This is a genomic window from Hufsiella ginkgonis (assembly GCF_009834915.1).
Classification (GTDB): domain Bacteria; phylum Bacteroidota; class Bacteroidia; order Sphingobacteriales; family Sphingobacteriaceae; genus Hufsiella; species Hufsiella ginkgonis.
The window spans coordinates 74,916-93,043 of record NZ_WVHS01000002.1 but is presented as its reverse complement, the minus strand read 5'-3'; the positions used below and the strand labels follow the sequence as shown (position 1 = coordinate 93,043).

The 18,128-nt window shown below is 52.3% G+C and carries 18 protein-coding genes; 13 read left to right on the top strand and 5 right to left on the bottom strand.

The features are described from left to right. Positions 1–96: 96 nt before the first annotated feature. A complete protein-coding gene (locus GS398_RS07190) occupies positions 97–648 on the bottom strand; it encodes a hypothetical protein (RefSeq protein WP_202405987.1) in 552 nt (183 codons plus the stop codon). Positions 649–847: 199 nt separating this feature from the next. Here GS398_RS07190 and GS398_RS07185 point away from each other — a divergent pair, with 199 nt between their 5' ends. Then, positions 848–1,420, top strand: coding sequence for a hypothetical protein (locus GS398_RS07185; protein ID WP_160906100.1), 573 nt, complete (start codon positions 848–850; stop codon positions 1,418–1,420). Between the two features lie 72 nt (positions 1,421–1,492). Here GS398_RS07185 and GS398_RS07180 read toward each other — a convergent pair whose 3' ends face one another. From GS398_RS07180 to GS398_RS07170, 3 genes are all read right to left on the bottom strand, one after another. Then, positions 1,493–1,723: a hypothetical protein gene (locus tag GS398_RS07180; RefSeq protein WP_160906099.1), complete on the bottom strand. Its 231-nt coding sequence runs from the start codon at positions 1,721–1,723 to the stop codon at positions 1,493–1,495. A 272-nt stretch (positions 1,724–1,995) separates the two neighbouring features. Beyond that, the gene (locus GS398_RS07175) at positions 1,996–2,493 is read right to left on the bottom strand and encodes a molybdopterin-dependent oxidoreductase (protein WP_160906098.1); all 498 of its coding nucleotides are present in this window, start codon (positions 2,491–2,493) and stop codon (positions 1,996–1,998) included. After that, entirely contained in the window at positions 2,493–3,611 is a 1,119-nt protein-coding gene (locus GS398_RS07170) for a cytochrome-c peroxidase (RefSeq protein WP_160906097.1), read from the bottom strand. Before GS398_RS07170 ends, GS398_RS07175 begins: the two co-directional genes overlap by 1 nt. A 53-nt stretch (positions 3,612–3,664) precedes the next feature. On the opposite strand from GS398_RS07170, the gene modA reads away from it, so the two are divergent. The 12 genes from modA (at position 3,665) to GS398_RS07110 (ending at position 15,695) form a co-directional block, all read left to right on the top strand. Continuing rightward, complete coding sequence (modA, locus tag GS398_RS07165) at positions 3,665–4,411, top strand: molybdate ABC transporter substrate-binding protein (protein WP_160906096.1); 747 nt, start codon at positions 3,665–3,667, stop codon at positions 4,409–4,411. A gap of 18 nt (positions 4,412–4,429) precedes the next feature. After that, positions 4,430–5,101, top strand: a complete 672-nt coding sequence (gene modB, locus GS398_RS07160; RefSeq protein ID WP_160906095.1) for a molybdate ABC transporter permease subunit — start codon at positions 4,430–4,432, stop codon at positions 5,099–5,101. Next, the gene (locus GS398_RS07155; protein WP_160906094.1) at positions 5,098–5,715 is read left to right on the top strand and encodes an ATP-binding cassette domain-containing protein; all 618 of its coding nucleotides are present in this window, start codon (positions 5,098–5,100) and stop codon (positions 5,713–5,715) included. The genes modB and GS398_RS07155 overlap by 4 nt, the downstream gene beginning before the upstream one ends. 100 nt (positions 5,716–5,815) lie before the next feature. Beyond that, positions 5,816–6,361: a Crp/Fnr family transcriptional regulator gene (locus GS398_RS07150; RefSeq protein WP_160906093.1), complete on the top strand. Its 546-nt coding sequence runs from the start codon at positions 5,816–5,818 to the stop codon at positions 6,359–6,361. 60 nt (positions 6,362–6,421) lie between these two features. Next, positions 6,422–7,066: a hypothetical protein gene (locus GS398_RS07145; RefSeq protein ID WP_160906092.1), complete on the top strand. Its 645-nt coding sequence runs from the start codon at positions 6,422–6,424 to the stop codon at positions 7,064–7,066. Between the two features lie 100 nt (positions 7,067–7,166). Beyond that, positions 7,167–8,414, top strand: a complete 1,248-nt coding sequence (locus GS398_RS07140) for an efflux RND transporter periplasmic adaptor subunit (RefSeq protein ID WP_160906091.1) — start codon at positions 7,167–7,169, stop codon at positions 8,412–8,414. A 4-nt stretch (positions 8,415–8,418) separates the two neighbouring features. Continuing rightward, positions 8,419–9,873 carry a TolC family protein gene (locus GS398_RS07135; RefSeq protein ID WP_160906090.1) on the top strand — a complete coding sequence of 485 codons (1,455 nt, stop codon included), beginning with the start codon at positions 8,419–8,421 and terminating at the stop codon, positions 9,871–9,873. An 18-nt stretch (positions 9,874–9,891) separates the two neighbouring features. After that, positions 9,892–10,557 (top strand): ABC transporter ATP-binding protein, encoded by a 666-nt coding sequence (locus tag GS398_RS07130; protein ID WP_160906089.1) that lies wholly within the window; start codon positions 9,892–9,894, stop codon positions 10,555–10,557. A 22-nt stretch (positions 10,558–10,579) separates the two neighbouring features. Further along, the gene (locus tag GS398_RS07125; RefSeq protein WP_160906088.1) at positions 10,580–11,818 is read left to right on the top strand and encodes an ABC transporter permease; all 1,239 of its coding nucleotides are present in this window, start codon (positions 10,580–10,582) and stop codon (positions 11,816–11,818) included. Between the two features lie 25 nt (positions 11,819–11,843). Next, complete coding sequence (locus tag GS398_RS07120; RefSeq protein WP_160906087.1) at positions 11,844–13,019, top strand: ABC transporter permease; 1,176 nt, start codon at positions 11,844–11,846, stop codon at positions 13,017–13,019. Between the two features lie 20 nt (positions 13,020–13,039). Beyond that, positions 13,040–14,401 (top strand): sigma-54-dependent transcriptional regulator, encoded by a 1,362-nt coding sequence (locus GS398_RS07115; protein WP_160906086.1) that lies wholly within the window; start codon positions 13,040–13,042, stop codon positions 14,399–14,401. After that, on the top strand, positions 14,385–15,695 hold the full coding sequence (locus tag GS398_RS07110; RefSeq protein ID WP_160906085.1) for a sensor histidine kinase: 1,311 nt from the start codon (positions 14,385–14,387) through the stop codon (positions 15,693–15,695). The genes GS398_RS07115 and GS398_RS07110 overlap by 17 nt, the downstream gene beginning before the upstream one ends. Here GS398_RS07110 and GS398_RS07105 read toward each other — a convergent pair. Then, the gene (locus tag GS398_RS07105) at positions 15,679–17,817 is read right to left on the bottom strand and encodes a hypothetical protein (protein WP_160906084.1); all 2,139 of its coding nucleotides are present in this window, start codon (positions 17,815–17,817) and stop codon (positions 15,679–15,681) included. The genes GS398_RS07110 and GS398_RS07105 overlap by 17 nt on opposite strands. Positions 17,818–18,128: the final 311 nt, after the last annotated feature.

Below are 18,128 nucleotides of genomic sequence, written 5' to 3'. Positions count from 1 at the left end.
AAGGTCCATTGATGATGGCCGGTAATCACTTATAAAAAAGCCGGGATCTCTCCCGGCTTTTCACTAAACCCAACCACTTATCTTCATGCACGTTATTTACCAGTTTCCTCTCTGTGGTCTTGACTGGCCGTTGTTTTTGTCATTTCCTTCGTAGCGGTGATCGTCGTTCTGGTTATCGCCGCGATGATCGTCCCTGCGGTCGTCGCGATCATCCCGGCGATCGTTTCGGTAGTCGCGCCTCTCGTTATTCCGTGCATAAACCTGGCCGTAACGGTAATCGCGGATATTGCGCTGATCGTACCGGTTCCTGTAGTTTGCATACTTGTTACGGTAATCATTCCCGCTCAACCAGGGGTTCCGGTCGTTAACCACCACTTTATAGCCACGGTAGAGATCATAGTTGCGGTATCTCACCGGGAGGTAATTACGGCTTACCCATGCCCGGCCATCCAGGTAGGTATACATCCGGCTCGGCACGTGGTAATAAACGTCAATGTCGGGCAGGTAATAATATTCCGCACGGTCATACCCGTAAGGACCCCACTCAGGCTGGTTGCCAATGTTTACGTTAACCCTTACCTGTGCATCTGCTGCTTTGTATACAAAGCTGGTGATCACCAACGCAGACAGTATCAATAATCGTTTCATTTTCTTTCAAATTAGGTGTTTTAATGTTCAACAAGTCCGGGTTAACATTCCTTGTGTCGGCGGCCTGTCCACCCGGTTTCCGCTTACATTTTGATTATTCGACATGGCAGGCCAACCATTAGTTTAATGCTTCTTTTGTTAAAAAGTGTTAAAACGATCGTTTGCTGAAAGTGCCGTTTAAAACCGATAACTTGCGGGAGTGTTTAACATCCCTATAGATCATATCCTGCAACCCCTGGCGGGGGCCATCGGGCTTGCAGCCTATACGCTTTTACTTATCGGCATCCTGCGGTCGCATGTGGAGCAAAGCTTCGCGGCGTTCCTGCTTTGGGCGATGCTTGACGGGATTGCGGCGGTGGCCACCCTGATCGAGGGCGGCAACTTTTGGCTGGCTTTTTCGAACATGCTGGGCTCGGGCACCATTACGGCGATACTGGTTATAAAGAAGCAGGTTTCGTGGTCGAAGATCGAAACCGCCACGTCCGTGCTGGTGGTGATCTGTCTCGTTACCTGGTACGCGGCCGGCGGCCAGGCGGGTATTATCGCCAGCAGCCTCGCCGTGTTTACCGCGAGTATTCCCCAAATGGCCGATACCTGGAAAAAGCCCGCCACCACACCGGTAACTCCTTACCTGGTTTTCCTGGCTGCCAATCTGCTTTCGCTGTTCGCCGGGCGCTCGTGGACTATTGAGGAGCGGTTCTATCCCGCCTGCTCGGTGGCGCTTACGGTGATCATCGTGGCGTTCGCCATGCGGAAGAAACGGGCCAGGTAACACCCGTGGGGCGCTCTTTAGCATGATGCGGTAGCCCCGGATCTTCGGGCCCCGTGCTTTATACCGTCAAACTTAATGAAAATGAACCAACAGGCTCTTCAGTTCCTCGTTGTTCACCTCTTCGGGCTGGTGAATTAGCTTGTGGATAAAAGAGTGATAAAGAAAAAGGCTTCCACCGGGAGTTTTTAATGTGATACCTTTCGTGGTACTGGTATGGCCGCAATATGGTCCAACACGTTTGTCAAATGCGGCCAGTAGTTCCGGGAGCTTTGTGAGCGCTCCCAACAAAGTATTATTTTCCATGGCTGATCATTTAGAGCTGTAAAAGTATCGACTCCCCTGACATTCACACTACCTTAAACCACAATTAACAATTTGTTAATATTGAGTTAGCCTGTACTTAAGATTATGTTAACACTGCGTATAGCGCAGAATGACCAGGTTCCCCTGTAATATTAACGCTCTATCGCATAACCCGTATTAAGCCACATGTATAGGCGAGGCTACGGCCTTTGGAGTAACCACGATATCACATTTTTCCTCCGGTGAAGAAATCATGAGCTTCTCCCTCCCCCTTACCTGGCGAAGAGGATCCTGATCCCTGTGACCTGTTTTACACAACGGGCCGGCTTTTTCTCATCCTGAACGATGATGCGAAACGGACCGTCGCCTGCCGGTAACGGCTTTCCATCCATTTCGTCGGCCAGGATAATGGCGCGGTCTGTGAACTCCTTATCCAGTTCTGCCAGCGCGAAGATCACCTGGTACCCGTCGCTGGCTTCCACCATTACATACTTGGTAAGGTTTTCTCCTTTCAGGTCCTTGCCAAGGGTTACACCAGCCTTCAGCAACAGGTCAGAAACGATTATGCCGCCATACCGGTGATCTTTTCCGTCACGGTCTTTACGGATAACCGTGGTGTGTGGCAACAGCCCGGCTTCAGGATATTTAAGCTCGAACGGCGCGGTGGCCTCGCCGCTGATCTTTACAGAAGCCGGTTTTTCGGTAGTTTGCGCAACGGCGTTTGCCAGGCCGGCAAATACGAGACAGAGCGCGAAGAAGTACTTTTTCATTATTTAGCTGCTTTCGGTTTTCGGGGAATGGTACGCGGATCCGAAAAACGCGGATCCGTTGTAAAAGTAGAATCTGTAAGCATATGTAAGAAGGCGATCACCTGTTTTTTTTCTTCCGGCCGCAAAGCGAGATTCCTGCCCGCTGGCTCGTTGGATGCATCGCGGAAAACCGGGCTGAGCGACGGCGATTGCTTAACATGTTCGCTGTAGTGATCGAGCACCTCATCCAGGGTGTTAAACCGGCCGTCGTGCATATATGGAGCTGTAAGCGCAATATTCCGCAGGGTAGGCGCCTTAAAACGACCACGATCGCCGGGAAGCCCGGTAAGCTTTTCTATCCCCGCATCGCCGGGAAGGCTGTCTAGCCCGTTGTTGTGAAAAAGTTCCATATAGGTTTTAACACCGCCATGACATCGGGCGCAGTTCGCACCGCGTATCGCCCGGGTCGGTTCGGGCGCCGCATTAAAAAGCAGCAACCCTTTTTGTTCTTCCGCGGTTGGCCGGTAACGTCCGTCAAGATAGCGGTCGTAGGGAGAGTTGGCGGAGATCAGCGTGCGCTCGAATTGGGCGATCGCCTTTACGATCCGTTCACCGGTAACCCGAACGTCACCATAAGCCTGTTTAAACAGGAGCGCGTAACGCGGCATCATGCTGATCTTACGGGCAGATATCGCTAACGATTGCCCCATTTCATGCGGATCGGTCAACGGGAATACAGCCTGCTGCTCGAGCCCGGCAGCCCGGCCGTCCCAAAAAAACCTGCGGCTCCACAACAGGTTGGCCAGCGACATGCTGTTTCGTGCTACGGGCGTGCCGCCTACTCCGGTACTGAACGCCAGTCCATCGCTAAACGCTTTTTCCTGGACGTGGCAAGAACCGCAGGAAACCCGGTTGTTAACCGAAAGCGCTTTCTCATAAAACAACCATCGTCCAACGAGCACCCCTGCCTGCGTGGTCGGATTATTTGCCGGGATATTAATACGGTTGCCGAAACCCGGCGGGTAATCCAGGCGGTATGGTGCAGGCGGCCGGGTACCGTCGACAAAACCGGCAGCGCATACGGCCAGGCAAAGGATGGCCGGCACCACCCGCACGTTGCTTTTTTTCCGGTCCCTCATGCGTTTCCTGCCTATATTTGCATTTGTTATATGTGGCAATTTCGATATTATCTATGAAAAAACTAACCGTTCTCCTGATTTGCCTGCTTACCCTGCCCTGTTTCGCACAACCTTTGCGTATCGCGGTAGCGGCCAACGCCCAATTCGTGATCAAAATCCTGCAGGCCGATTTTAAGAAGAAGACTGGCATCGAGACTGAAGCCATCGTCGGTTCCTCCGGCAAGCTCGCCGCACAAATCCGGAACGGTGCACCATATGACCTGTTCCTCTCTGCCGACATGGAGTTCCCAACAGCTCTTTTCAAAGAAGGATTTGGCGTTACCAGGCCGGTTGAATATGCATCGGGAAGCCTCATCTTATGCGGCGCCGGCACCGTCGATCTCAGGGACTGGCAGGCTTACCTGCTGGATCCCAGGGTAAAAAACATCGCCATAGCCAATCCCGTACTTGCGCCATATGGCAAAGCTGCAGAACAGGCGCTGCGTAACTACCAGTTATGGGATAAGGTAAGCGCCAAGATAGTGCCCGGCGAAAGTATTTCGCAGGTGAACACCTATATTACTACAGGTTCCGTTCCCATCGGATTTACTACCGAATCGCTTATTTACGAATACACCGATAAAACGAAGCTTACCTGGATACGCATCGATCCGAAAGTATACGACCGGATCAGCCAGGGAATGATCGTATTAAGCCATTCGCGGAAGAGAAATTATACCCGTGCAATAAGATTTTTAAAGTATCTTTCCTCCACCTCCGCTAAGCAGATCTTAAAGAAAAATGGCTACCAGGTTCCCTAATCCTTATTCCGGCAGCTGATGGACTGGACCCCGGTTTGGCTCAGCCTGAAGCTTTCCGCTATTACCACGCTTATCCTGCTGGTAACGGGCGTGCCGCTGGCATGGTGGTTATCGAGAAAAAACTCGGTACCGCGGCTCCTCCTGGAGGCGCTTATCACTATGCCGCTGGTGCTTCCTCCTTCGGTACTCGGGTTTTACCTGTTGCTCGCTTTTAGCCCGCAAAACGCTTTCGGTAAATGGCTCCACGAAAAGCTCGACCTTCACTTTGTATTCTCCTTCGGTGGCCTCATCCTCGCTTCTATTATTTATAGTTTACCTTTTATGGTAAGCCCCGTAAAATCGGCGTTCGTGCACCTGCCGCCCTCGATGGCCGAAGCCTCGTACACCATGGGTAAGTCGGTACGCGAAACCTTATGGAAGGTGCTGCTGCCAGCGATCAGGCCTGCCATTCTCACCGCAGTTGTCCTTACATTCGCGCATACCCTGGGCGAGTTCGGGGTGGTGCTTATGATCGGCGGCAGCATCCCTGGGGTTACCAAAGTGGCTTCTATCGCTATTTACGATTCCGTGGAGAGCATGAACTATGCCCACGCGAATAACTACTCGCTGGTGTTGTTCGCCATCACCTTCGTGATCGTAACGGCGGTCTTTATCATCAACCGAAAACCTGCTAAAAGCCCGCTCGGATGATCGAAGTCGCTATAAAAAAAAGCCTGAACCGCTACGATGGACCCGGTTTCCTGGAAGTAAACCATTCGTTTACCGACCACCGGGTCACGGCACTGTCCGGGCCGTCAGGGGTAGGAAAAACCACTTTCCTGCGCATCCTGGCGGGCCTGGCAACTCCTGATGAAGGAACCGTGCGCGTACAGGGCGCGACGTGGCTGGATACCCGTGCATCGCTCTCCTTATCACCGCAGCAACGCCGTACGGGCTTTGTGTTCCAGGACTACGCGCTGTTTCAAACCATGAACGTAACGAAGCACCTGGAATATGCCGGTGCAGACGGGCCTTACCTGGAGCAGCTGCTTTCCATCGGGAAAATGGAAGCTTTCAGGAAACATTTGCCGCGCCAGTTATCCGGCGGGCAACAACAACGACTCGCAATCCTGCGTGCCCTGGCGCTTAAACCCAGGCTGCTGTTAATGGACGAACCATTTTCGGCGATGGATAACAAGCTAAAAATGAGCTTAATGGCCGACTTAAAGAAACTAATCACCGATAGGAAGATCACCTGCCTGATCGCCACGCATTACCCGTTCGAAACGGAGGGGTTCGCCGATGAGCTGTTTGAGCTTACCTGAACCTTTAAAACCGGTAACCACCTCCGTAGTTTCACATCATGATAACCCTTCCGGGCGAAAATCGTTAAATTGCCCCATGTTGTTACCGCTGCAGCCAGTCTTGGATTCTATCCGGCCGTTCGGTCAGTTCACCGACGAAGACCTGGCACTCTTCGGGAGCCGGCTAAAGTTCCGCTCGCTCAAAAAAAATGACGTGTTGCTGAAACCCGGCGCCACCTGCCAGGCAATATGGTTCCTGCAAAGCGGAAGTTTACGGCACTTTTCGGTAGACAATAACAATGCGGAAACCATCGCCAATTTATACCTCGAACACGATTGGTTCACAGAATTCAACAGTTTCACTTTACAAAAACCTTCCGCTTATTTTATCCAGGCTTTTGAAGACTGCGAGATCGCGGAGCTGGGCATTTTGGAGCTGCATCACCTCATCCTTCAAAAACAGCAATTTTTTGTGCTCGGAAAACTCCTGGGCGTGATGAATTATCCCGATTTCGCGGGCACGGATCTTTCTCCCGCCGGTAAGTACGAGCAGCTGATGCGTAATAAGCCCCGCTTGCTGTTAAAATTTCCGTTGAAAACATTGGCATCGTACCTGAAAATCGCACCCGAAACACTGAGCCGGGTGCGTGCCAAAGTGATTTCTTGATTTAAGTCAAGCGCCGCAACTGCGCCCCCTCCCTACTTTCGTGCTTCTAAACAAAGCAGCATGAACAAAACAACCAATTTCTACTACGGCACCGCAATAATCGCCGGTTCTTTTTTAATGATCATTACCATGGCCCTTCACCCCGCCGGCGGCACGTTTGAACACCTGTTACGCATGTCGCGCATGATCAGTATCGCGCACGTCATCGCTATCATCTCGCTGCCCGTTACCGCTTTTGGCTTTTACGGGCTCAATGAATTATTAAAAAAGCATACGCTGTTCTCACAATTCGCTTTTATCACGTTCCTGTTTGCCATGATAGCCGCTTTATTTGCTGCTTCAGCGAATGGGCTGGTGCTGCCTATGTTTATCAACAACTACAGTGATGCCGATCCCGAAACGATTAAGATCGTTAAACTGATACTTAACTATAACACCACGTTTAACCATGCCTGCGATTTTATACTCATAGCTGGCATCTGCGTGGCTATGTCGCTTTGGTCCGTAGCGATCGTTAAAACAGGTGCGCTTCCGAAATGGCTCGGAAATTTTGGCTTCCTGTTAAGTGCAATTGCATGTGTATCGCTATTTTCGGTCACGGCAATCATTCACCTTACCGGGTTTCGTCTTTTCGTGGCCGGCTATGCCTGCTGGAGCCTTCTTGCCGGGCGTTATTTGTCCGTTATCGGGGAGCTTGTCCGATAACGGACACTTTCATGACCACATTTTTTAAGTAACTATCTTATTACCAATAATATATCTTTGGCATTTCGCTTGTAAACCCTGGTCTGTAACCTTAACAGGAATGGATCAGATCATAGAAGCAGAAGTAACCGCCCGCAAAAGAAAAAAGGGCGTCGTGATAGGGATCATCGCCCTGGTTGTGCTGGTAAGCGCTACCTGGTGGTTCAGAAGTATCTTTAAGCCAACAATTAACAGGGCGGATATCATTACCGCCGTAGTCGAAAAAGGCAGCGTAGAGAACACCCTTACCGCTACCGGCGAGGTGTTGCCTGAGTTCGAAGAGATCCTGACCAGCCCCATCACCGCATCGATCAAAAACGTGGTGATGGATGCAGGTAACCCGGTAAGACCCGGCCAGTCGATCCTCACGCTGGATAAGTCGGCGGTGGAAACGGAATTCGGGAAGCTGAACTTCCAGCTGCAATCAAAACGCAACGAGATCAGTAAGCTGAGGCTCGACCTCGACAAGAGCTTTTACGACATCAAGTCTAACAACGAAATCAAGCAGCTGCGCATCAGCAGCCTGGCGGACGCGGTGGAGAACGCCAAACGTCTCTTTAAAGCCGGAGGCGGCACCCGCGAAGGCATCGAGCAGGCCGAACTAAACCTGAGGGTGGCGCAGCTCGAAAAAAAACAGCTCGAAAACGAGATCAGGAGCAAACAGCAAACCATGCAGATCGAGATCAGGGAAGCCCAGATCTCGCTGGCCATCCAGCAAAACGATTTCCACGAGCTCGGACGTAAGCTGCGCCTTGCGAGCATTGTGGCCACCCGCAGCGGGGTGGTTACGTGGGTGAACAAAAACATTGGTGCCGCCATCTCGGAGGGCGAACCGCTGGCGCGTATTGCCGATCTCGGCAGTTTTAAAGTACACGGAAGCATTTCTGACAATTACCTCGAACAGCTTCGCAACGGCATGCCCGTCATCGTACGCATTAACGAACACCCGGTAAAAGGACGCGTGGTAAACGTTTATCCCTCGGTACAGAACGGTATCGCTACGTTTGACGTGCAGCTAGATGAGCGCAACAACAAACAGCTCCGGCCAAACATGAAGGTCGACGTGTTCCTGGTGACCGACGTACACGACAATGTAACGCGTGTGGCCGACGGGGCTGCATTTAAGGGCCCTTCAGAACAGGATGTATTCGTTCTCCGGTCCGGCAAAGCCGAAAGACGCACCGTACATACCGGTCTTTCCAACTTCGATTTCGTGGAGATCAAGGACGGCCTGAAACCTGGTGACGTGGTGATCACCTCAGACATGAGCGAGTTTAAACATGCCAAGGAGCTAACGGTAAAAAACTAAGACCATGAAACTCCGTCCCCTGTTCATCCTGCTACTTATAGCAAAACCCGGCTTTGGTAAAGAGGCTGCCGATACGTTAAAGCTGTCGTTACAGCAGGTGGTAGACCTTGCCAAAAGTAACTCTATCGCAGCTAAACAGGCTGCCACCGTGCGCGAAACCAAGTATTGGGAATACCGTACCTTTAAGTCGAACTACCAGCCCCAGCTCTCGCTGAACGGGATCCTGCCGGGTTACAGCAAAACCTTTACACAGGTGCTGCAGCCAGACGGTACCATTCGTTTCCAGCCCATCCATTACGACAATTCCTCGCTCGAGCTTAATTTCAGTCAAAGCATTACCGCCACCGGGGGATCGATCTATGGCACCACACAGCTGCAGCGGTTCAGCGATTTCGACCGGCACAACGTGTTGTACAACGGCATTCCCTACGGGATCGGCTACACGCAGCCGCTTTTCCAGTACAACGGTCTTAAATGGGACAAGCGGATAGAACCGCTTAAGTACAACGAAAGCAGGCAGGCATTTATCGAGTCGCAGGAAAAGATCGCCGTAACCGTTGAAGGCTTTTTCTTCGACCTGCTGCTGGCGCAGGTAAACCTCCAGATCGCGGAAACCAACCTTGCCAACACCCAAAAGATCATGGACATTGCCAATGTGAAATTCGAGCTGGGCAAAATTTCAAAAAACGAGATCCTGCAGCTCCAGCTGGAACAGATCAACGCGAAAAAAGCCGTAGGCACGGCAAAGCGGGATATGGAGATCGCTACGCTGAACCTGCGCAGCTATACGGGTCAGGAGGGTGAGGGAAAGATCGTGCTGCTGGTTCCGTCGGCTATCAGCCAGATGGAAGTATCTCCAGACAAGGTACTCACCGAAGCCTTCGCCAACCGTTCGGACGCGATCGCTTTTTCGCGCCGCCTGGCAGAAGCGCAACGCGACGTGGCCCGTGCAAAAGGACAGAATGGGTTAACAGCCACGTTGAATGCCAACCTGGGCTCCTCCAATTCGGCCGGCAGTATCCCGGGCGTGTACCGCAGCCCGCAGAACCAGCAACTGCTGCAGGTGCAGTTATCCATCCCGCTGATGGACTGGGGCCGGTCAAAGTCGCGCGCCAAAACGGCCGAAGCCAATAAACAGTTCACCGAATACGCGGTAGAACAGGACAAGCAGACGTTTAAACAGCAGATCATTACGCAGGTATCGCTGTTCACCGTGATGAAAGAACAACTCGTTTATACCAAAGAGGCAGACAGCATCGCCTCGGAGAAGTACCAGATCGCGCGCGAGCGCTACGTGCTTGGCGACCTGAGCATTACCGACCTTGGCATCGCTTTCCGCGAGAACGACCAGGCAAAGCGCGATTACGTGTCTTCGCTCCGCGACTTCTGGGCGGCCTACTACCAGCTGCGCTACCTGTCGCTATATGATTTCGAGCTCAACCGTAAAATAGTTTATTAACAATATAAAATTAACCAGATGATCAGTTTACAAAACATCGAAAAGGTATACCGTACCGACACCATCCAGACACTGGCGCTCAACCGCATCAACCTCGAAGTAGAAAAAGGCGAATTCCTCTCCATTATGGGTCCTTCAGGCTGCGGGAAAAGCACGCTGCTTAATATCATCGGCCTGCTGGACCTTCCTTCAAAGGGCAGCATAAACATCGACGCACAACCTACCGGCAACCTTTCCGATAAACAGCTTGCCCGGCTGCGCAACCAAAAGCTAGGGTTTATTTTCCAGAGCTATCACCTGATCAACGACTTACAGGTGCTGGATAATGTAGAGCTTCCGCTGCTTTATCGTGATACCACCGCCAAAGAACGTAGGCAGCTTGCCACGGCTGCGCTCGAAAAAGTAGGGCTCTCGAACCGGGTAAAACATTTTCCCAGCCAGCTCTCGGGCGGGCAGCGACAGCGTGTGGCCATTGCGCGGGCCATCGTGGGCAAACCCGAGATCATCCTCGCCGACGAGCCTACCGGCAACCTCGACAGTGCCATGGGAAACGAAATCATGGACATCCTGCTGCAATTGAACCGGGAAGATGGCACCACCATCGTCATGGTAACGCACGATCCCAACATGGCCGAGAAGACCCATCGCCTGGTACGCCTTTTCGACGGGTCGCAGGTGCAGTAATCACTCTCTAAAACAAGTAAACATGCTTAAGAATTACTTTAAGATCGCCATAGCCGTGCTCAGGCGGAGGAAGTTCTTCACCTTCATCAGCTTATTCGGCATCAGCTTTACCCTGACCATATTAATGGTACTTACCGCTTTTATAGATAAAGTGGGCAATTCAAAATATCCCGATAAGAACCGCGACCGTTCGCTGTACATCGTGCAGCTCGAAGAAAGGGGCGAAAAGAACGGCTACACCAGCCGCGGGCCGTCTTCCTATTATTTCCTGAACAAATATGCCGGCAGTTTAAAGACGCCCGTAAAGGTGGGGATCTCGTCTATGTTCAATTTTTCGAGTGCATATGTAAACGATAAAAAGATCGCCATCAACTTCAAGTATACCAATGCAGATTACTGGGATATCGCCGAATACGACTTTCTTGAAGGGAAACCGTTCAGTAAAGTACAGGTAGACCAGGCGGCGAAAGTCGCCGTCATCTCCGAGGACACACGCACGGCCTATTTTGGTGCCAACCAGCACGCCCTGGGTAAATACGTGGAGGTAGATAACATCAGGTACAAAGTAGTGGGAGTGGTAAAGAATGTCCCCATTACTATGTTCACTTTTTATGGCGACATGTACCTTCCCTACACCTTGTCAAAAGAAGATTACCGCAGCAAGGCCTTAGGCGGAAGTTACACCGCCGTATTAATGGCGGCCTCGGCTAGCGATGTGCCTAAAATGGCGGCAGAATATGCCACCGCGGTATCCAAGATCAAGGTCGAAAGCAAAGACTACGATAAGCTTTACAGCTTTGCAGATCCGTATTTTACCGGCTTCGTACGGATTGTGCTGGGCAGGGGCTCTGATTCGGGGATCACTACCTTTTACCTCGGTCTGTTCATCTTTGTCGTGCTCTTCCTGATGCTTCCGGCCATTAACCTGGTGAACGTAAATATCACACGCATTATGGAACGCTCGTCGGAGATCGGGGTACGTAAAGCTTTTGGCGCCTCTTCCAAAACGCTGGTGTACCAATTCGTGGTCGAAAATATTATTCTCACCCTACTGGGGGGCGTAATCGGCATCGGCTTTTCGCTCCTGGCGATCGCGTTCGTTAACGCGTCTAACGTGATACCCAACCTGGAACTCACTTTAAATTATCTCGTGCTGCTGTACAGCCTGGTGGTGTGCCTGTTCTTCGGGCTGCTTTCGGGGGTGTATCCCGCATGGCGGATGTCGCGGCTAAACGTAGTCACCGCGTTAAAAGCACGCTAATTAACAACCTATTAAAATCATCGACATGCTTAAGCACCTGTTTAAACTGATCTGGAATAAAAAACGGCAGAATTTCCTGCTGATGACAGAGATCCTGGTATCGTTCATGGTCATCTTTGCCGTGTTCTCGCTTCTTGTAAATTACTATATGAACTATCGAAAACCCATGGGATTCGAATACGACCGGGTTTGGTCTGTAGAGTACCGGCCCGGCGTAAGCTTTAAAACGAAAGATTCGCTCGTGGTTTTTTATGACAACCTGCGAAACAAATTAAACGGCATGCCCGAGATCGAGGGCATTACCTTCGTTAGCGACAACTCTCCGTTTACCGCTAACACCCGGCAAAGTAACGTCGACTACAAAAAACAGCACGCCCGCTCGGTAAACTGGTATGATGCCGACTCCGGCTACCCGAATACCATGAAAGTAAAGGTGCTGGAAGGGCGCTGGTTTGGCAAGCAGGACGATGCCGCCACCGTAAAGCCCGTAGTGATCAACCAGCAGCTCCGCAACGAGCTGTTCGGCGCCGGCAAGGCGCTCGGCGAGCGGATCGGCGAAGAGCAACGGTTCCGGGTGGTAGGCGTGGTGAACGATATAAAAGATAAAGGCGACTTCAGCTCTCCCGGCAACGGGATGTACCAGCGGTTAGATACCAGCAACTTAGGCTGGGTGAACAAGCTGCTGGTGCGGGTCTCCGCCAAGGCCGACCCCGCGTTCGAGTCGCGCCTGTACCGCGCCATGAGCAACTCGTTCAAAAACTCGAACATCGACATCAACCATCTCACGGCAAAACTGGAGGACATTAACAAGCAAACGCTTATTCCTATGATCATTTTGCTCATAGTAGCCGGGTTTCTCATCATTAATGTGGCCCTGGGCCTTTTCGGTGTGCTCTGGTACAATATAAACAGCCGCAGGAGCGAGATCGGTTTACGCAGGGCGATCGGCGCAACGGGTAAAAACGTGTCGGCACAACTGGTTACCGAGTCGGTTATCCTGGCGACCATTTCGCTGGTCATCGGCTCGTTCTTTGCGGCACAGTTTCCGTTGCTCAACGTATTCGACCTGCAATCGGGCGTATATGTTACCGCTATCCTGCTCTCGGTAGTGTTCATTTATTTGCTGATATTGGCTTGTTCCCTGTATCCCGGCAAGCAGGCCGCCGCAATTTACCCGGCCATTGCCCTGCACGAGGAATAAACTGCGATATTGACCCGCTTATGATACTGGTTATTGACGATGATATAGCTGTGCGCACTTCCCTGTTGCTGCTGCTCCGGGACGCGGGCCTGGCGGCCACGGGCGCCGAAACGCCGGAAGAAGCATTGGCGACCATAGAAAAAGACCGTCCAGCACTAATTTTGCTCGACCTTAATTTCTCGATAGAAACCTCTGGCGGCGAAGGCATGGAAGTGCTGCAGCATATTAAGCGGATTGATCCGGCCGTGCCCGTGGTCCTTATTACCGGCTGGGGCAGCATCGAGCTGGCCGTACAGGGAATGAAACTTGGCGCCAGCGATTTTATCAACAAGCCATGGAATAACGCGCACCTCCTGCAGTCGGTAAACACGCTGCTCGACCTTCAGGGAAAGTCCTCTGCACAACGCTCACGTAAACAGCTTGATAAGGCGTACAACTTCACCAACATCGTCGGCGAAGACCCGCAGGTGCTCAATATCCTCGAAACCATCGGTCGCGTGGCTGCCACCGAGGCGTCCATCCTGATCATGGGCGAAAGCGGTACCGGCAAGGAACTGATCGCGGAAGCGGTGCATCAAAACAGCTTACGGCGAAATAAGCCGTTCATCAAAGTTAACCTGGGGGGTATTTCCACGTCGCTCTTTGAAAGTGAGATGTTCGGTCATGTACGGGGCGCATTTACCGATGCCCGGTTCGATCGCGCGGGACGTTTTGAATCGGCCAATAAAGGTACTATTTTCCTCGACGAGATCGGCGACCTCGACGCAGGCAGCCAGGTAAAACTGCTGCGTGTATTACAGGACCGTACATACGAAGTGCTGGGAAGCAGCCGTACCAAAACCGTTGACGTACGCGTGGTTTGCGCCACCAACAAGGACCTAGCCGCCATGGTGCGCAACGGCACCTTCCGCGAAGACCTGCTTTACCGCATCAACCTCATTACCATTACGCTGCCGGCCCTGCGTAACCGTCAAAAAGACATTCCGCTGCTGGTGGATTTTTTTATCAGGAACCTGAAGAACGTATATAACCGCCCGGAACTCGCCGTTTCCAAAAGCGCGGCCAGGTGGCTTCAGCAACTTCCCCTGCCGGGAAATATCCGTCAGCTCAAGAACCTGGTGGAGCGCTCTATTCTGGTAAGCAGTAAGAATGTGCTCGAAATTTCCGACTTTGAGTCGCAGCTCGATCTATCGCCCGGGAGGGCCAGGGAGGGTTATAACAACGTTACCCTGGAGGAAATGGAGATCGAAATGATTAAAAGAGCCCTGGCGAACCACAAGAATAATATCGCCAAGGCCGCCGCAGCCCTTGGCCTTACCCGCAGCGCGCTGTACCGGAGGCTGGAAAAATTCACCATTCCATACGATGAAGCTGAGGACTAAGTACCTGTTGCTGATCGGCATCCTGCACCTTTTGACGCTGGGGCTAACGTTCTTTATCTTCCGGGAAAACAGGATCTATTTCATCGGAGCCGAGATCCTGGTAATTATTTCCGCTATACTCTCGGTGCAGCTTTACCGGCAGCTCATTCACCCCATCAAAATGCTGCTGCAGGGTATCGAGGCCATAAAAGACAAGGACTTTAACGTAAAGTTCCTGCCCACGGGCAAGTATGAAGTGGATGAGCTGATCGGTGTGTACAACCGCATGATCGATGAATTGAAAGACGAGCGCACCCGCCAGGAAGAACAGCATTTTTTCCTGGAAAAGCTCATCAGCACCTCTCCTACCGGCATCCTGGTGCTGGATTATGACAACCGCGTCCACCAGCTTAATCCATCGGCCGCCCGGATCCTGGGCATGAGCGGAAAGACGCTTTCGGGTGTCGAAATAGAAACATTCGCCCACCCCATCCTGCAGCAGGCGGTAAACCTGAAAGCCGGCGAATCTGTTACCGTGAAGCTGAATGGCGTGAACACGTATAAGCTGCAGAAATCACATTTTATCGACCGCGGTTTCCAGCGTAATTTTTTGATGATCGAGGAACTTACGGCCGAGATCCTTTCAGCCGAAAAGAACGCTTATGGTAAAGTGATCCGCATGATGGCCCACGAGGTGAACAATACGATCGGGCCGGTAAACTCCATTCTCGAATCTACGCTGAGCTCAGAAGCGCTCTGGCAGCACCAGCCCGGGCACCCCCTGTACCATGCGCTTCGGGTAGCCTTCGACCGCAACCAGAACCTGAACCACTTTATGCGGAATTTCGCCGACCTGGTAAAACTGCCCGCGGCGAACAGGAAACCGGTCGACCTGCACGCATTGCTCGGGTCGGTGGTGGCGCTGATGCAGATCCGGGCCGCCGAACGCCGGGTAAAGCTTCATTATGGAACCGGCGGGGCGCCGTTAATCATCCAGGCGGATGTTCAGCAACTGGAACAGGCATTGATCAACCTGGTAAAAAACGGCATCGAAGCGATTGAAGGCAGCGGGGTTGTATCACTCACCGCGGATGCGGAAAAACAGGAGCTGGTAATCGCCGACAACGGAAAGGGGATCACCGACGCCGAGGCAAACCTGCTATTCACTCCTTTTTACAGCACCAAAAAAGACGGCCAGGGAATCGGGCTTACGCTGGTACGCGAGATTATGCTGAACCATGGTTACGCATTCTCCTTAAAAACGGGCGGGGACGGCATTACCCGGTTCACCATTAAGCTTACGGCATCGGTTTAAGCCCTTCCCATTTCACCTTCCATTTCCCGTTCTTCGGGAATCCCGGGGTACGTGTTTTATTATCGTCGGAACCTGCGCACATCAGGGCGATCGCCGAGAGCAGCCCTCCATTTCCCGGGAGGTAGATGGTGAGCCGGTCCGTCTGGTAATTATGCCCGTTGGGTAAATAGGTATTGGTGGTTACGTTTTTAAAGAGACCGTCGATGGCTTTTTCGGGCAGGTTAAGGCGCGTAGCCGTCATCGCGATAAGCGGAAAATCCCAGCCCCAGGTATGGTCCCAATGCCAGGTCATGTCCACAGTTTCGTACGTGCTCCGCATGATCAACGGATCGACCATGTTATTAGCCGGCAGTGATGCAAAAGCCGCAAGCACGGCAGGGTGATCGATAGTGAATTTACTGTCGGGCGAATATGAATCTTCCACGCTTTCCGCCGCCCGGTAGAGGCCGTCTTTAACGGATAGCTTAGCCAGCTTATCGATCACCTTTTGCCAGGCCGGCTCCTTTGCAAGACCCAGGCGCGTTCTCCATTTCTGAGCCGCCTGCAGGGCCCATTTCCAATAGGCCAGTTCGTACGGAGAGTTGAAGGTTTCCCCGGGGTTATAGCATTCCTGGGCGGGAATAATGCCTTTACCGAGGTTGTAGCGATCGTTTGCTTTATCGTAGGTGGGGAACGATGCCATAAAATCGGCCGTTGCAAATACCAGTTTACGGTATTTCTCAAGCACAGTTTTCGACGGGTTGTTGCGATACACCAGCTCTGCCTGGTAAATTACGTGCGGTTGCTGCCAGATCAGGAAAGAGCCGACCGAGGACGGCGCCTCTCCTCCCTGGTGATCGGTCATTTTCTGCCACCTTACGCCTTTATACCCTTGTCGCTTTGCAATGGCGAGCGCTCCGTCATACGCTTTAAAATACCATTGCATACCTTTTTCGAGAAGGGCGGTACGTCCCCAAAGGGCATAATGCGCCGCATGCCACCAATACATTTCCATATGCGGTTTGCCGTACCAGGAATTGTAGGTGAGACCGGTTTCCTGCGGGGGAAAGCTGCCGGCGCATTGCACCCGGGTAAGGTACTCCGAGAGGACGATGCGACGCTCGAGCTCATTGGCGCGCGGATCGGTGCTTCCTGCCAGGTCGATGGCGCCGCCCGATTGCCAGAATTGCCGCCACCCGGCGTTACTGCTCAGCTTTACCTGTGCAAAAACCGGTGTCTTTGCGACTGGCTTTACGGGCGAAAACCCAAAGGAGAAGTCGAGCTCGCTGCCGTTGGAGGCTGTAAACACGAACTCGTGCGGTGCGGGACTGGCTGCGGTAACCGGCTGACCCCAGTTCCCGGAAACATAATAGTGGTCCTGGTCGAGCGTCCTTTCAAAAAGCGCCCGGGTGGCCGAAATCATGTTTAGTTTAGTCCGGTGGTCTGCCGCACGTGCATAGTTGGTGCCCATGTCGGCAAATTGGTCGGTAGGATACGGGAACCGGAACCGAACTTTCAGCCTTTTCAACCCAATTAACGCTGAAACGACCTTTACACCGACCACATCCTGGCCGGCGTGACCGCAGGTAACCACTTTTACGGAGATGCCTTCCACGGTAAAGATGCTGGTGATCTCGCCGGTCCAGGGGTCAAGCTCCTGGTGAATTTCCCGGAGGTCGCCGGGAGCGGCCACCGATCCGTCCTGTTTAGTGATTAAGAAACCTACATTGCCGAGCTGCAGGCGGTGCGGGTTCTGGCGGTAGTAATTTACCGCCTGCTGGTTGCGCCCGTTTTCTTTAAACTGGACCGCGTACCCGGCCGGGCCGAGGTTATTAAAATCATAATCCTTTAAGGTTTCGCTAACCAGGTAATTGTTTTTATTGGGGAAGCTGTGCCAGCCCCATTCGGATTGCGTGCCCAGCGGAACCCCATGGGTATAATATTCTGGGAAGGTTTGCAGGCCTGTAACATCTACGGTAAAGGCGAATTTGCCATTCCCTACCGTGAGCGAGGCCAGGGTATCGGGCCGGGAAAGGATCACCTTGTGACGCAGCACCACCGCCCGGCGATCTATTTTTTGAGCGGACGAGCTGTTGACGAATAAGATAGAAAGGATGAAAGTGTATAAAAAACGACAGGTCATATATTGGCTTAAAGGCGGTTAATATAATGATACGGGATGATAGTTACCTGTGCTGGGCTGTGCTGACCGGTTAGATGAAGAATAGCGGGAGCTATATTCATTATCATTCGTAATTTGCACCTATAATTGGAATCGCTCATTATCTTCGAATCGTTTTCAGGTACCGGTACGCCGGCGGAACCGCCAACCGGCAAGTTAGGCGGAAGACAATTCGGGCGGCGGTGCGGGCAACGATTTTTAACCCATCGTGGTAACTACCGCGCATGCGCAATCGGGTGCCGTAATTTCCCCGTAAGTATAACAGATTATAG